Origin of the sequence: Amycolatopsis dendrobii, assembly GCF_014145675.1 — a bacterium.
Lineage (GTDB): Bacteria > Actinomycetota > Actinomycetes > Mycobacteriales > Pseudonocardiaceae > Amycolatopsis > Amycolatopsis dendrobii.
In genome coordinates this window covers 320,778-335,243 of record NZ_JACGZW010000012.1, presented here as the reverse complement: position 1 = coordinate 335,243, position 14,466 = coordinate 320,778, and the positions used below count along the sequence as shown (strand labels likewise).

The 14,466-nt window shown below is 71.0% G+C and carries 11 protein-coding genes and 1 pseudogene; 6 read left to right on the top strand and 6 right to left on the bottom strand.

What is annotated here, in order from left to right:
- Window positions 1–137 (bottom strand): annotated as a pseudogene (locus tag H4281_RS46660) (flavodoxin-dependent (E)-4-hydroxy-3-methylbut-2-enyl-diphosphate synthase); the annotation flags it as partial.
- Entirely contained in the window at window positions 134–1,894 is a 1,761-nt protein-coding gene (locus H4281_RS34035) for a 1-deoxy-D-xylulose-5-phosphate synthase (RefSeq protein ID WP_182894940.1), read from the bottom strand. The gene H4281_RS34035 and the pseudogene H4281_RS46660, both read right to left, overlap by 4 nt.
- Window positions 1,895–2,110: 216 nt before the next feature.
- Between H4281_RS34035 and H4281_RS34030 the strand changes: the two genes are divergently transcribed.
- Both H4281_RS34030 and H4281_RS34025 read left to right on the top strand, forming a co-directional pair.
- Complete coding sequence (locus H4281_RS34030) at window positions 2,111–3,148, top strand: polyprenyl synthetase family protein (protein ID WP_182894939.1); 1,038 nt, start codon at window positions 2,111–2,113, stop codon at window positions 3,146–3,148.
- Window positions 3,139–5,613 (top strand): hydroxymethylglutaryl-CoA lyase-like TIM-barrel protein, encoded by a 2,475-nt coding sequence (locus H4281_RS34025; protein WP_182894938.1) that lies wholly within the window; start codon window positions 3,139–3,141, stop codon window positions 5,611–5,613. Before H4281_RS34030 ends, H4281_RS34025 begins: the two co-directional genes overlap by 10 nt.
- A gap of 146 nt (window positions 5,614–5,759) precedes the next feature.
- On the opposite strand, the gene H4281_RS34020 is transcribed toward H4281_RS34025, so the two are convergent.
- Together H4281_RS34020 and H4281_RS34015 are read right to left on the bottom strand one after the other, a co-directional pair.
- Entirely contained in the window at window positions 5,760–6,311 is a 552-nt protein-coding gene (locus tag H4281_RS34020; RefSeq protein WP_182894937.1) for a hypothetical protein, read from the bottom strand.
- A 109-nt stretch (window positions 6,312–6,420) separates the two neighbouring features.
- The gene (locus H4281_RS34015; protein ID WP_182894936.1) at window positions 6,421–7,593 is read right to left on the bottom strand and encodes a cytochrome P450; all 1,173 of its coding nucleotides are present in this window, start codon (window positions 7,591–7,593) and stop codon (window positions 6,421–6,423) included.
- 213 nt (window positions 7,594–7,806) lie between these two features.
- Here H4281_RS34015 and H4281_RS46655 point away from each other — a divergent pair, with 213 nt between their 5' ends.
- The 3 genes from H4281_RS46655 (at window position 7,807) to H4281_RS34000 (ending at window position 11,672) form a co-directional block, all read left to right on the top strand.
- Window positions 7,807–8,829: a ketoacyl-ACP synthase III family protein gene (locus H4281_RS46655; RefSeq protein ID WP_182894935.1), complete on the top strand. Its 1,023-nt coding sequence runs from the start codon at window positions 7,807–7,809 to the stop codon at window positions 8,827–8,829.
- Window positions 8,830–8,831: 2 nt separating this feature from the next.
- Window positions 8,832–9,749, top strand: coding sequence for a helix-turn-helix domain-containing protein (locus H4281_RS45870; RefSeq protein WP_237599384.1), 918 nt, complete (start codon window positions 8,832–8,834; stop codon window positions 9,747–9,749).
- 132 nt (window positions 9,750–9,881) lie between these two features.
- Window positions 9,882–11,672, top strand: a complete 1,791-nt coding sequence (locus H4281_RS34000) for a dihydroxy-acid dehydratase domain-containing protein (RefSeq protein WP_237599385.1) — start codon at window positions 9,882–9,884, stop codon at window positions 11,670–11,672.
- Between the two features lie 12 nt (window positions 11,673–11,684).
- Here the strand turns inward: H4281_RS34000 and H4281_RS33995 are convergent, their stop codons facing one another.
- Together H4281_RS33995 and H4281_RS33990 are read right to left on the bottom strand one after the other, a co-directional pair.
- Window positions 11,685–12,230, bottom strand: coding sequence for a DUF2165 domain-containing protein (locus H4281_RS33995; RefSeq protein ID WP_182894934.1), 546 nt, complete (start codon window positions 12,228–12,230; stop codon window positions 11,685–11,687).
- A gap of 157 nt (window positions 12,231–12,387) precedes the next feature.
- Window positions 12,388–13,149: a hypothetical protein gene (locus H4281_RS33990; protein ID WP_237599387.1), complete on the bottom strand. Its 762-nt coding sequence runs from the start codon at window positions 13,147–13,149 to the stop codon at window positions 12,388–12,390.
- 284 nt (window positions 13,150–13,433) lie between these two features.
- On the opposite strand from H4281_RS33990, the gene H4281_RS33985 reads away from it, so the two are divergent.
- Window positions 13,434–14,159, top strand: coding sequence for an alpha/beta fold hydrolase (locus tag H4281_RS33985; RefSeq protein ID WP_182894933.1), 726 nt, complete (start codon window positions 13,434–13,436; stop codon window positions 14,157–14,159).
- Window positions 14,160–14,466 lie beyond the last annotated feature (307 nt).

The window sequence follows — 14,466 nt, the reverse complement described above, 5'->3', positions numbered from 1 at the left end:
GGCGTCGTGGTCATCGACTGCACCGAGATCGGGTGGTCGCTGCCGACTCCCACCGACCCCACCATCAGCTGGCGGGTCTTGCGACGCTCGGCGAGAACGGGCGGGGGCAGAGCGGGCATGCCCAATGCGACGGTCACTCGGACAGTCCTTTCTCGACAGTGCGGCGGCATGCCTCGACGATGGCATCCGCGGTGAGCCCCAGTGCGGTCAGCAGCCGGGTCCGTTTGGCGGGTTCGAGGAACTGCTGGGGAATCCCCAGCCCGGTCACCGGAACATCCGAACCGGCGTCCTGAAGTGCCTGTGCCAGCAGGGTTCCCGGCCCGCCCGCGCGACCGCAGTCCGCGGCCACCACGACCGCGCGATGCGCCCGCGCCAGCGCGACCAGGGCCTCGGGCACCGGCTGGATCCAGCGCGGATCCGCCACGGTCGCGCCGATGCCGAGCTCGGCCAGCCGCGCCCCGGCCTCCACCGCGGGCCCGGCGAGCGGGCCGATGCCGACCACCAGCACGTCCTCGCGGACGCCGCGGCTGAGCACGTCGACCGGCCCGTGCCGTTCGATCGCCTCGATGTCCGGACCCACCGCGCCCTTAGGGAACCGCACCACGGTCGGCGCGTCCGCCACCTCGATCGCCTCCCGCAGCTGGGTGCGCAGCTGCGCGGCGTCCCGGGGAGCGGCCACCCGGAGACCGGGAACCGCTTGCAGCAGCGTCAAATCCCACATGCCGTTGTGGCTCGCCCCGTCGTCGCCGGTCACCCCCGCGCGGTCCAGCACGAAGGTCGCGCCCGCGCCGTGCAGGGCGACGTCCATCAGCACCTGGTCGAAACAGCGGTTCAGGAACGTGGCGTACACCGCCACCACCGGATGCAGGCCGCCGTAAGCCAGCCCGGCCGCTGCCGCCGCCGCGTGCTGCTCGGCGATCCCGACGTCGAAGCACCGGCCGGGGTATTGCTCGGCGAAGGGAGCGAGCCCGGTCGGCCCCCGCATGGCGGCGGTGACGGCGACGACGTCCTCGCGCTCGTTGCCCACCTTGATCATTTCGTCGCTGAACACCGAGGTCCACGACGGGGGAGAGGCGGGAGCCGCCCCGGTGCCGGGATCGAACGGCCCGATCGCGTGGTGCCGGTCGACCGGGTCCTTTTCGGACGGTGCGTACCCGGCGCCCTTGCGGGTCACGCAATGCACCACCACCGGCCGGTTCCGGCCCCGGGCTTCCCGCAACGCGGTCTCCGTCGCGGCGATGTCGTGCCCGTCCACCGGGCCGAGATAGTCCATGCCCAGCGCGGAGAAAACGCCGCCGTCGCCGGGACCGCGCCGCAATGCCGCGAGATGACGGCCGAGCCCGCCGACGGTCGGGTCGTACGCGCGGCCGTTGTCGTTCAGCACCACCACGACCGGTCGCTGGGCGCCGGCGATGTTGTTCAGCGCTTCCCAGGCCATTCCGCCGGTCAACGCGCCGTCGCCGACCACGGCGACCACGGCGCGATCCGCGATGTGCCTTACCTCGTAAGCCCTGGCGAGACCGTCCGCCCAGGAAAGCGCGGCGGACGCGTGGGAATTCTCGATGACGTCGTGGCCGGATTCGCGGCGGCTCGGATAGCCGGACAGCCCGCCCTCGGCCCGCAGCCCGGCGAATCCGTCCTGACGGCCGGTGAGCATTTTGTGCACGTAGCACTGGTGCCCGACGTCCCACAGCAGCGTGTCGCACGGCGAATCGAAAACCCGGTGCAGGGCGAGCGTCAGTTCGACGACCCCGAGATTAGGCCCGAGATGCCCGCCGGTCCTGGCGACCGCGGAGACCAGGAACTCGCGGATTTCCCCGGCGAGCGCGCCGAGTTCCGTTCCGGACAGCCCGTCGAGATCGCGCGGTCCCCGAATTCTCTCCAGCAAAGCCATGCGTCGTCCTCCTCGAGACGACCGGCAACGTACGGCGCCGTCCCGGCGGGCGACAAGGCTCCGGAGAGGCCCGCTCAACGTATCCGCAACACCGTTCCGCCGCGCTGTTGAAGCCTTGTTGATCCGGCATTGAGGACGGCCCCGAGGCCTTGTCCGCGGGCGCGCGGGCTCCCTACCGTCGGCGAGCACGGGGGAAATCGTCGGAATGGGACGGTCATGGAAAGCACATACAGCACCGGGAAACGGGATTTCGGCACGGCCATCCTGGACCGTTCCGACCGCATCGACCACCTGGTTTCGCTGGTCGGCAAACAACTGGAGAACAGCTGGGACGCCGAAGGCGCGCATCTCGCCCGGATCTGCCACTACGCCTTGGTGCCCGGCGGGAAACTGTTCCGGCCGCTGCTGCTGCTCGAATCGGCGGGTGCGGTCGGCGCGGACGTCGAGCAGGTGGTGCCCGCGGCGGCAGGCGCGGAAGCGGGCCACGTGGCGAGCCTGATCCACGACGACATCATCGACGGCGACGCGATGCGCCGCGGCCGCCCGTCGGTGCACGCGGCTTACGGCCGCGACGACGCGATCGTGGCCGGCGACGCGCTGATCTTCTATTTGTTCGCCGCACTCGGCGAATGCGGGCAGCGCGGGGTGCCGGACGAACGCGTCGCGCGCGCGATGACCGCGGTGGCCGCGGCCGGGATCGACCTGTGCCGCGGGCAGAGCATGGAAGCCGAGCTGTGCGAGGGCTACGTCTGCGACGTACCGTCCTATTTGGAAATGATCCGGCTGAAGACGTCGGCGTTGTTCCGCGCGGCGTGTGCCAGCGGCGCGATCCTCGGCGGCGGCCCGCCGGAATGGTGCACCGCGCTCGCCGGCTACGGCGAACTGCTCGGCTCGGCTTTCCAGATCCACGACGACCTCCTCGCCTACACGAGCGACGGCGACGCCATGGGCAAAGCGGTCACCAGCGACATCGCCAACCAGCGCTTGACCCTGCCGTTCCTGCTCGCCCGCGAACTCGGCGGCGAGGCAGTGTCCGCGGAACTCGACCGCCAGCTGCGCGGCACCGGCGACCCGGCCGCGCGCCTGGCCGCGGTTTCCGCGCTGGTGCGCGAAGCGGGCGGAGTGGAGGCGGCTGCCGACGCCGCCCGCGGATATGCCGTCCGCGCCACCGAAGTCCTCGACGTGCTGCCCGGCACTCCGAGCAAGGAAACGCTGTCCTACTTCGCCCAGGCGACTGTGAACCGATGCGGCTGAAAGAGATTCTCTTCGCGCACGTCGAGACGTGGCGGCCGTACACCGCTTGTTACGTCGGCCTGGTGGGACTGGCCGGCGCCGCACTGGCCGATCCGGGCGCGTCGCCGGTGCGGTTGCTGTGCGCCTGGGCGGTGCCGACGGTGGGCTGGCTGGCCGGGCTGTACGGCGGCGACTACTTCGACCGGAACCTGGACGCGACCGCGAAACCGCATCGGCCCATCCCGTCCGGCCGGATGCGCCCCGGCACCGCGCTGGGCATGCTGATCGGGCTGACCGCCGCGGGCGGGATCATCGGGCTCGCGGTGAACTGGCGGACGCTAGGCCTGGTCCTCGTCGCGTTGCTGCTCGGCATCGCCTACAGCAGCTTCTTCAAAGGCCGCGGACTGGCCGGAAACGCGGTGCGAGGGCTCATTTCGGCCTTCGCCTGCCTGTTCGGGGCAATGACCGTAGCCGACCTCCCAGCGGCTGCGGTCCTCCCGCTGGCGGCGGCTTTCTGGTTGCACGACACCGGATCCAACCTGGTCGGCGCGCTGCGCGACGTCGACGGCGACCGCGAAGGCGGCTACGCGACCCTGCCGGTCCGGCACGGGCTGACCGTCGGCGTCCGGGTAGCCACCGGCACGATCCTGGTCGCTTATCTGTGTGCGGTCGCGCAGTTCGCGGTCTCGTCCGTGACTGTTGCCGCGCTCGTCGTGTTCGCCGCGGCCGCCGCAGCCGCGGTATCCGCTCTCGCTCCATTGTGGACCCGAGAGGTGACCCGGCTGCGGGCGTACCGGGCGCATACCGTGCTGGTGCTCGAACGGGTCCTGCTGGCGGGCGCGTTCGTGACACTGGGCTGCGGTCTCGCGGTCGGTGTCCCGATCACCTTGGTCGCACTGGGCTGCGCCTGGGGCAGTCAGCGGATTCTGCGGGCGCGGCACGAACTGGGCAGCGCCGCGGAGTCCACTGTGGATGCCGAAGCGGTATTGGCTTTCGTGGACCAGCAGTTGGCCGAGCTGACCGCCCGCGGAACCGGAATGCGCGCACTGAACGGCTGGGCGCGGCTGATCGAGGTGCGGCTGTCCGAACCGGACCTCGTGATCGTGTTGTGCACTGCGGACAACGCCGTACGACGGCTCTGCACCGACGAGGCCGAGCCGGAGCTGCCCCGGCTGACGATCACCACCACCGGTGCCGTGTTCGCGGCGATTTTCCTCGACGGAACCAGCAATCCCCGACGCGCGTACCTGACCCGTGCGTTGCGGATGGACGCGCCAGCCCGCGACATGATGCTGCTCAACCAGCTGTTCAACGAATTCCGCGGACCGCGCGGGCGAGCCGTCGCCGTGCCGCGGGAACCGCTGCGCACCGGGCGGCTGCCGGAACGCGTGGTCGTCAGCGACACCACGCTGCGCGACGGCGAGCAGATGCCCGGGGTGGCGTTCCGCCCGGACCAGAAACTCGAACTGGCCAGCCGGCTGGCGGCACTGGGCATCCCGATGATCGAAGCGGGCTTCCCGGTGGTGTCCGAAGAGGAGAGTGCCGCGATCCGCGCCATCGTGGACGCCGAGCTGGACACCGTGATCCAGGTGATCGCCCGCCCCGCCGACGCCGACGTGGACGCCGCGCTGCACAGCGGGGCACACAGCGTCGCGGTCTTCATCGGCACGTCGGAATCGCATTTGCGGCACAAACTGCGCATCGACCTGGACGAGCTGAAACGGCGGGTGGACCGCGCGGTGCGCCGGGTCAAGGCGGCCGGACGGCAGGCGGTGTTCGCCGCCGAAGACGCCACCCGCACTGACCCGGACGTCCTCACCGCGGTGTACGAGGCGGCCGCCGACGCCGGCGCGGACGCGCTGGGTCTCGCGGACACGGCGGGCATCGCGCAGCCGTGGACGATGCGGGAGCTGGTCGAACGGGTCGGCGAGAGCTGCCCGCTGCCGCTGGCCGTGCACTGTCACAACGACCTCGGCCTGGCCACCGCGAACTCGCTCGCGGGCCTGCTCGGCGGCGCGTCCGGGGTGCAGTGCTCGGTGCTGGGCATCGGCGAACGGGCCGGGAACGCCCCGCTGGAACAGGTCGTCATCGCGCTGGAAGCGGCGATGGGGCACTCGACTGGCCTAAACCTCCCGCTGCTGGAACCGCTGGCGCGGCACGTCGCCGGGCTGATCGGCGACCGCGTGCCCGCGTACGCCCCGGTCGTCGGCGCGCACGCGTTCGTGCACGAAAGCGGCCTCCACGTGGACGGAATCTCCCGCGACCCCAGCACTTACGAGCCGTACCCGCCGGAACTGGTGGGCAGGCAGCGCCGGATCGTGCTGGGCAAGCACTCCGGCCGCTCGGCCGTGACGGCGGTCGCCGCCGAACGCGGCCTCGCGGTCGACGCCGCCGACATCGACGCGGTGCTGGCGGAACTCAAACGCGGCGCGGTCGGCACGGACCGGGTGGCCGAGCTGCTTGCCCGCGCCCGCCCAGTGGCCTGAGGCCAACCCGCCGCGAGCTCGCCGTCGCGCCGCGGCGCGGAGCGAAAAATTAGTGAGGGCTGAGGGAATCAGATTCGCTCAGCCCTCACGTACGTCACCCGGAACCACGTGGCTGGGGCCGGGTGCCGAGCCAGGAGTTCCCGCGCTCAGCCAGCGTGCCGGACCCGGTCGGAAGACTTGCCCTTCTTGGCGTCCTTCTTCGGCGACAGGCTCAGGTTGAGCCCCATCCGGCGGGCGCGGGGGAGGACCACCGAGGCCTCGCCGAGGAAGGTGAGGCCGAGCAGGATGCCCACCAGGTCGGTGCCGCCCGCGATGTCCGCGTGCCAGTGCTGGGCCAGCAGGACCATGCCGACGCGCAGCGGGATCAGCGAAAGCCAGATGGTCACGGTGAGCCAGTTGTACTTCTGGTGCGGGAGGCCGTCCTGCTCGTAGAGCCGGATGGTGGCGCCGCGGCCGAGGCCCTCGCCGTAGGAGGCGAGCACGAAGACGCCGAACAGCTCCCAGTCCAGCGTGCTCGCCTTGGCGACGTCGCCCGCGGCCATGTAGATGCCGATCGCGAAGCAGACCACCGGGAGTATCAGCAGCCGTTTCGTGGACATCGGCGTCCCGCGCAGCCTGCGGATGATCGACCAGACGATGTAGGCGCCGCCGGCCACGAGGGCCACGATGTTCGAGATCTTGTCCAACGTTTCCCACATCGCGCAATCCGTTCCTCGGGATGGGCACCACGGTAGGCAGCGCACCCCCGGGCGGGCATCCACCCGGGGGTGCAAAGGAGGGTGGAATCCTCGGGTCGGCCGGCCCGGCTCACCAGCCGACGGCGAGTTCGGTCACCCCGCCGGTGACCGAGTCGGCGCGGCGCCGCGGCGCGTCCCCGTCCTCGGCGAGGTGCAGTCCGGGAAACCGTTTCGCCAGCGCGCCGAACACGGCCCGCAGCTCGATCCGGGCGAGCGTGTTGCCCACGCAGTAGCGCATCCCGTGCCCGAAGCCGAGGTGCGGATTGGGCGAGCGGGCGATGTCGAATTCGTCCGGCCGCTCGAACACCCGCGGATCCCGGTTCGCCGCGTGGTAGGCGAGCAGCACCGCGTCGCCGGAGGCGATGGTCGCGCCGCCCGCCGTCAGGTCCTCGGCCGCGTACCGCACCGAGCCCCCGGTGTCCTGGATGTTCGTCACGACCATCCGCAGGACCTCTTCCACCGCTCCGGCGACCAGCCCGGGATCGGCGGTCAGCTTCGCCCACTGCGCGGGGTTGCGGGCGAACAGCACGGTGCCGAGGTCGATCCGGCTCATCGTGGTCTCGTACCCGGCGAACAGCAGCGCGGCCGCGAGCCGGGCCGCTTCCGGCAGCTCCACCCCGCCGGCCGCGGCCAGGTCGGAGAAGACGTCCTCGCTCGGCTCGCGCTTCTTCCGCTCCAGCAGTTCGGCCATGTAGACGCCGAACTCGATCTGCGCCGCGCGGCCCGCTTCCGGATCGCCGGTGCCCGACAGCCGCGACGTCCACGACCGGAACAGCTCGTAATCCTCGTGCGGCGCCCCGACCAGCGTGCAGATGACCATCGCGGGCAGCCGCTGGGACAGCCCGGCGTGCAGGTCGGCGGGCGGCCCGGGGAGTTCGTCCAGCAGCGCGTCGACCCGTTCCTCGACGCTTTCCTGAAGGGCCAGCATCCGCTTCGCGGAAAACGCGGGCGTGAGCAGCTTGCGCATGCGGCGGTGCCGCTCCAGTTCGCCGTCGAACTCCTCGGTCGGACCGCCCTGCACCACCGAATCGTTGATCCGCGCGGCCGATTCGGGCGTCCGGTGGCCGCGCCGCAGCACCGTGCTGGAGGCGAGGTCCCGCACGAGGTCGTATCCGCACACGAGCCAGGCCTCGTCCCCGGCGGGCGTGCGGACCTTCGTCAGCGGCTCTTCCTCGAGCAGGCGGTAGTACCGCGGGGCCAGCCTGGACAGGTCCTCGCTCGGCGGAAACGGCAATTCGTACACGGAACCTCCCGGTCGCCCACGGCAGTGGGAACTGCGGACGGGCCCGGAAATCCGGCCCCGTGCTCCCTCCTACCAGCCGGTCCGGTCGGCGCACAGCCACCGCGGCCGGAGCGTCCACACTGGCTCAACGCCGCCCCAATCACCGCGCCGTACGGTCGGTTCGTCCAAGCGTGGCGCGGGGTCCGGCCCTGCGCCGGGGAAGGGAGCGACCCGGTGATTTCGTGCCCCCTGTACGTCGCGGGCGTCGGCACCTGCCTGCCGGACCGCGAAACGGCCGAGGAGGCCGTCGCGGCGAACCGGTACGACGCCGAGTCGGCACAGACGGACGGCGTGCTCTCCGCGTGCGTCGAAACCGAGCGGTACCCGGCGGAAATGGCCGCGATCGCCGGACGGGGCGCGCTGGCCATGGCAGCCGGCCGCGACTTCGGCACGGTCCGCGCGGTGTTCCACTCCTACGTCGACTACCAAGGCGCGCACTACTGGCAGGCCGCGCCGTATGTCGCCCTGCACACCGTCGGCCGGGACGTCCCGTCGTTCGACGTGGTCCAGGAATGCAACGGCGCGATGGGCGCGCTCGAACTGGGCCGCCGCTTCGTGACCGGCCCGGACGACGCGGTGCTGGTGACCACCGGCGACCGTTTCGACAGCCCGTGGGTCCGCCGCTGGTACGGCGACCAGTCAGTGCTCGCCGACGGCGGAAGCGCCCTGCTGCTGAGCGGTTCCGGCGGATTCGCCCGGATCCTGTCGCTCTCGACGATGGCCGACAACTCCCTCGAAGGCGAAGCCCGCGGCGGCGGATTCGCCGGCGCGCAGCAACCGCCGGTCGACTTCGACGCGATGCGCAAACAGTTCCACGCCAAGGACTTGCCGATGCTGGAGCACTACGGCCGGATGGCCAAGCTGTTCGGCGCGTCCCTGCATCGCGTCCTCGACGAGGCAGGCGTCACCGCGGCGGACTTGGCGTTCGCGATCCCGGTGGTGACCACCGCCGCCCGCGCCGCCGACATCGCCGACCGGTTCCTCGGCATCCCGCTGGACCGCACCAACTGGGAGTTCGGCCGCACCACCGGCCACCTCGGCACCGGCGACCAGTTCGCCGGCCTGCACCACCTGATCAGCACCGGCCGGGCCCGCAAAGGCGACCGCATCCTCCTCCTCGGCGGCGGGACCGGCTACACCATCACCTCGGCTGTCCTGGAGATGGTGGAAGACAGCCCGGACCCCGAACGGGCCTGACCATGCCCGACGAGTCCCGGCTGCTGGGCACGGCTCGCTGCGCGGGAGAGCCGCGTGGTCCCGCTGACGCGGGCCGCCCGGCCGAGCCGACCCGTGACGCCAGCAGGGTCCGCTCGGCTTCCGGAAGCCGCCCGGACGACCGGATCCGCCGGTCCGGCGGGGGTCGCTCAGCAGTCTCGGCCCGCCCGGCTGCTCCGGCCCGTCCTGCTGAGCCGAACCGCCCGTCCGATCGGACCGACCCGGTCAGCGCAGGACTGACCGCGCTTCCCCTGCTCTACTCCCGCTGCGAGGCCGCCCTGCAGCCCGGGCGGACCGGCGGGGCGGTGCGCGAGCATCCCGGCCGGCGGGGGACCGGCCTTCCGTTCCGGGAGGCCGCCTTCGACGCCCGCTCCCGGATTCTCGGGGTGCTCGCCTCCTGGGCGGGACTGGTGGCCGCCGAACGGCACGTCCCGGCGCCTCGGCGGAACGTGCCGGAGCTGGTCCGGTTTCTCGCCGCGCACCGGGACTGGCTGGCCGGGCATCCAGGCGGCGCGGACTTCCTCGACGAGCTCTCCGACCTCGTCTCCTCCGCGACCGCGGCCCTGGACGACCCGCGCCCCGCCGTCCCGGTCGGGAGCTGCCCGGTCGGCGGCTGCCGCGCCCCGGTGCACCTGCGGCCCGCCACCGCCACGGTCGCCTGCGAGGCCGGGCACGACCTGCCCCCGGCGGACTGGCTGGACGTCCGCACCCGCGACGACCGCCGGCGCCGCACCGTCCCCACCAAGGAAGCCGCGCTCGCCGTCGGAGTGCCCGAGGCGACCGTCCGGCAGTGGGCCCGCCGGGGCAAACTGACCCGCTACGGCTCCGCCCGCCGCGCGGAGTACTGCCTCGACGAACTGACTTCTCTCCGTGCGGGACAGGCCCGCTCGGACGCGGGCTGACCAGCTGCCTGCCGCGACGTCCGACCGGCCCTTGCGGTCGAAGCCGTCCATTCCGTTCCGCTGGCCGTCCGCGTGCCCGTCGCCCCGCCCGAGCTGCGCGCCCGGCCGGATCTGCGACGATGGGGGCCGATCGTGTCGACGACGGGAGCGCTGATGGACGAGTCGAGCCGCCGGGATGTGTGGCGTCCGGGCCAGGACTGCCAGGCGGTGGCCACGGCCCGGTCGCTGGGCCAGGACGTGGACAAGATCCACGGGGACGCCTGGGGCGTCGTGGGCACCCTGGGCGACAGCGTCTGCTACATCGGCGTCGCGGACAAGGTCGAGGCGATCCACGATGCACTGGGGCGCCGGATCCGCGAGCGCGACCTGCCCGTCCGGCTGCTGGCCCCGAACTATTCGGGCGGGATCTCGGACGGCCAGCGCAACGGCACGCCGCAGATGCGGTATTCGCTGATCGGCCGCGAGACGACGAACGACGGGCTGTCGCTGCATTTCGAGGGCAGCGAGATCCGGGGAGCCGTCGCCGTGGTGGCGTGCGACAAGCCCCCGGTCGGGGCCACCGCGGCGATCCTGGAGCGCGACGTGCCCGCAGTGGTGCTTTCCGACGGGTCGATCCGGCCGGGCACGGACCCCGAAACCGGGGAGCGGATCGACCTGGTCAGCTGCTTCCAGGTCGCCGGGGACCCGGACGCGGCCAAACGCGAGCGGTGGGCGCGCAACGCGTGTCCCGGGCACGGCAGCTGCGGCGGGATCTTCACCTACAACACGATGCAGTCCTTCATCGCCGTGCTGGGGCTGGAGCCGCTGCACATGGTGTCGCCCGCGTCCGAGGATCCGCGCCGGACCGAGGAATTCCCGGAGCAGATCGTGGACTGCCTGGAAATCATGACGCAGCGCGGAATAACGCCGCGCCGGCTCGCCGCCCCGGCTGCCTTCCGCAACGCCGCGGTCGTGGCGATCGCGCTGGGCGGCTCGACGAACGTGGTCCTGCACGCACCGGAGATCGCCCGCGCGGCCGGCCTCGACTTCTGGTCCGACGTCATGACGCAGGAGGAGTTCAACCGCCTCTCCCGGAACGTCCCGGTGCTCGTCGACGCCCGTCCGTTCGGGCAGTACAGCATGGTGGACATCGACGACGCCGGCGGCCTCCAGGCCGTGGTGGCGGAACTGCTCCGGCACGACCTGCTCGACGGCTCCGCGCTGACCTGCACCGGCGAGACGCTCAGCGAACAGGTCGAACGGCTCGCCCCGCCCGCCCCGGACGGCCGGGTGATCTTCCCCGTCGCGGAGCCGTTCAAGCCCACCGGCGGCCTGCGGCTGCTGTCGGGCAACCTCGCCCCCGACGGCGGCGCGGTCATCAAGCTGGCCGGGGTCGAAACCGGCGTCGTCGACGGCCGGTTCGAGGGACGGGCGCGCGTGTTCGACAGCGAGCAGTCCCTGCTGCGGGCGCTCGTCGAGACGCCGGACGAGTTCGCGGACCGGGACATGGTCGTGATCCGCTACGAGGGCCCGCGGGGCGCGCCGGGCATGCCCGAAATGCTCGACCCGACCTCCCGCATCACCGCGCTGTGCCGTCGGAAAGGCATCTCCATCGCCTTGATGACCGACGCGCGGTTCTCCGGCGGATCCGTCGGATTGGTCATCGGGCACGTCGGCCCGGAAGCCGCGCTCGGCGGCCCCATCGCCCTCGTCGAAGACGGCGACACGATCACCGTCGACCTGAACACCGACACTCTCGAATGCGCCGAACTGGCCGACCCTGGTGTCCGGCAGGCTCGCCTGGAGACGTGGCGGCAAGCGGCCGAGTCGAACGGCGGTGTCCACCCGCTGGTCCGGCCGGTGACGTCCCGGCTGCTCCGCCGCATGCGCGCATTGGCTGCCTCCGCGATCGACGGCGGCGGAATGTCGGAGGTCGTTTCCTGAGTCTCGCGTTCGTCAACTGGAACTGTCATCCGGTACGTCCGCCGCGCGCAGTGAACCTTTCGCGGCGAGATGGGTGACCACGAGGCCGAACGAGGCGATAATGAGGTTGTGCACGGCGGGCTGAAGCCCGTTCCACTTGCTCGATTGCCACATTTGAAACCATTCTCCGCCGATCGCGATGAAACCGACCCCGAAAAGCGTCAACTGCATCACCCAGCCGACGTTGGACAGCTGTTTCGCCGTTGTCGGCGGTCGACCGGCCAGGTGAGCCCGCATCCATGCGGCGAACCCGGCGACGAGCGCCAATGCGGTGAGCAGTTCCCATGCGATGATGGCAATATAGGCGGCGTCAGCCAGGCCGGGGCTGGTGATGGCGCGCCACATCATGTTCGGCGACTGAAATGTAGTGTCCATTGCGAGTACGTGCCGGACGAATTCCTGATTTGTCGCGAAGTCCGTGATGTTGCCTATGCCGACAAGGGTCATCTGCAGGGCTGTCATTCCGGTGAGAACCGTGGCCGCCGCGGCAACCGTTCCGATCCTGCTGAAAAATCTCATACCCGGATATTACTCTGATTAGCATGAATTGTTCAGGCGTTTTAGCGAAGCGCGAAGTGCGGTCGCGAAGGCCCCTGCCGCGAAAACGAAAGCCTCCTTGCTCGCAACGGCAAGGAGGCCTTCATCCGTCCACTGGGGACTCAGGTCGCGCGAGACGTCAGCGGCATTTCAGGACGCCGTCGGAGATCGCCACGCCGCCGACAGTGCCGTTGGCGGCAGGGGTGAACTCGAATCGCCAGCCCGGCTTCTCCGCGATGGGCAGCTCGAACCGCCCGGCCTCGCCGAGCTTCAGGCCGCGCGCGTCGTACGCCTTGTGCAGATCCGCCAGCGACGATCCGACGCCGATGCCCTCCGCGGTCTTGGCGTCGGGCGGCGCGCCCAGTTCGTGCAAGCCGTTCTTGCCGAACGAGGCGCCACCGGCCGCGGCGAACGCCTTGTCGCGCTCTTCCCGCTTGCCCGCCAGCGCGACGCTCGCCTGCGCGGAGTCGGCCGCCAGCTGGGCCGCCTCCGCGTCCTTGGCGGCCGCTTTGGCCAACTCCGCGGCGGATCGGCCCGTGTTCTGCTTCGCGTCGTGGTCCGCCGCGTCGGACTTGGCGTAGAGATCGTCGGCCTTCCGCTGTGCCTCGGCCTCGGCCGCGAGTCTGGCCTGGTCCGGCGCGGGACCGCCCTGCCAGCTCAGGACCGTGCAGCCGTCCAGCATCGACACCGGCGCGTTCGCGAGCTTCCCGGTGGCGAGCGCCGCTTCCTTGGCCATCCCCGGAGCGATGCCGCGATAGCCGGCCGCGCCGAAGACCTCGGCGCGCGCTGCGGTGGTTTCCGACGGAGCCGCGGCCGGCTGCGACGAACACGCCGCCAACCCGCCGACAGCGGCGAGCGCCGCGGCTGTGCGGCAGGCGGACAGGACAACACCCTTGTGCATCTGATTCCCCTCGTACCGGACCCGCTCTTTGGGGGTCGTCGTTCCCGGTGCACCGAGATATCCGACAACCTACCGGAACCGGACGACGCCTCCCATCGATTACCGGACGAGGCGACGGATGCGCTGCTCGGCCTGGGGACCGGTCCCGCGCCAGCGCGCTAGCCTGCGAACCGCAACGATTTGATCTCGCCGCGGCGAAAACGAATTTCCGAGAGCATTAACGCGACGCATTTCGTACAGCTTCTTGCGGTCCTCTGCCGCCACCGACAAACGAAGGCCCCATCATGACCACATTCGTTCTCGTGCACGGCTCCTGGCACGATGGTTCTGCCTGGGACGCAGTCGTTCCCCGGCTGAAAGAACTCGGTCACGTCGCCTATAACCCCACTGTCGCCGGTCACGGCAAGGGCGCGGACAAAGCAGTCAGCCACGACGACTGCGTCCGGTCCGTCCAACGGTTCATTGTGGACAATGAACTCGCGGACGTCGTGCTGGTCGGCCACAGCTTCGGCGGAACCGTGATCGCGCGAGTCGCCGAAGAGATCCCGGAACGACTGCGCCGCCTGGTCTTCTGGAACGCGTTCGTGCCGCTGCCGGGCACCCGCGTCGAGGAAGATCTCCCGCCGCGCTACCGCGAATTGTTCGCCCGCCTGGCCCGCGAGTCGGGCGACAACACCGTGACGTTGCCGTTCCCGATCTGGCGGGAGGCGTTCATCCAGGACGCCGACCTCGACACCGCGACGGCCGCCTACCAGCACCTGTCGCCGACGCCGTACCAGCCTTTCCTCGACCGCCTTGAGCTGCCGAGATTCGCCGGGCTGGAGATCCCCAAGAGCTACCTGAACGGCACCGACGACACCGCGCTCCCGCCCGGCGATTGGGGCTGGCACCCGCGGATGTCCGGACGGCTCGGCCTCCACCGGCTGGTGCGACTGCCCGGCAGTCACGAGGCGGTCTTCACCAATCCCCGGCTGCTGGCCGAAAAGCTCGTCCACGCCGGGAGGGACTGACGCGCGCAGCCGTCAGCTCCACGGCTGGCTGAAGAACACGTACCCACGCTGGGCGCCTCCCGGCCGGACCGCGCCCCGCTTGCCCCGGCGGGCGGCGGTCGGCTGCCCCTTGCGGCCGACATCTTGGCGGCCGCGATCAGCCCCGCCGCGAGCAGAACGATGACGACCCCGCCCAGAATGACGAATGCTTCCAGCATGATTTCCCCCTCTGCCGATTGTTCTCCCTCATGGTCCGATCCCGTTACTCTATGCCGCCCGGGAGCCGACGGCCGAAAACTTGAGGATTGCTTAGGCTCGGTTGAGCGGG

Bases quoted from the DNA above. Each gene is read 5' to 3' on its own strand.
- H4281_RS34030 (WP_182894939.1), top strand. From the start codon at position 2,111: ATGGAAAGCACATACAGCACCGGGAAACGGGATTTCGGCACGGCCATC.
- H4281_RS34020 (WP_182894937.1), bottom strand. From the start codon at position 6,311: ATGTGGGAAACGTTGGACAAGATCTCGAACATCGTGGCCCTCGTGGCC.
- H4281_RS45870 (WP_237599384.1), top strand. From the start codon at position 8,832: ATGCCCGACGAGTCCCGGCTGCTGGGCACGGCTCGCTGCGCGGGAGAG.
- H4281_RS33985 (WP_182894933.1), top strand. From the start codon at position 13,434: ATGACCACATTCGTTCTCGTGCACGGCTCCTGGCACGATGGTTCTGCC.
- H4281_RS33995 (WP_182894934.1), bottom strand. From the start codon at position 12,230: ATGAGATTTTTCAGCAGGATCGGAACGGTTGCCGCGGCGGCCACGGTT.
- H4281_RS33990 (WP_237599387.1), bottom strand. From the start codon at position 13,149: ATGCACAAGGGTGTTGTCCTGTCCGCCTGCCGCACAGCCGCGGCGCTC.
- H4281_RS34025 (WP_182894938.1), top strand. From the start codon at position 3,139: ATGCGGCTGAAAGAGATTCTCTTCGCGCACGTCGAGACGTGGCGGCCG.
- H4281_RS34035 (WP_182894940.1), bottom strand. From the start codon at position 1,894: ATGGCTTTGCTGGAGAGAATTCGGGGACCGCGCGATCTCGACGGGCTG.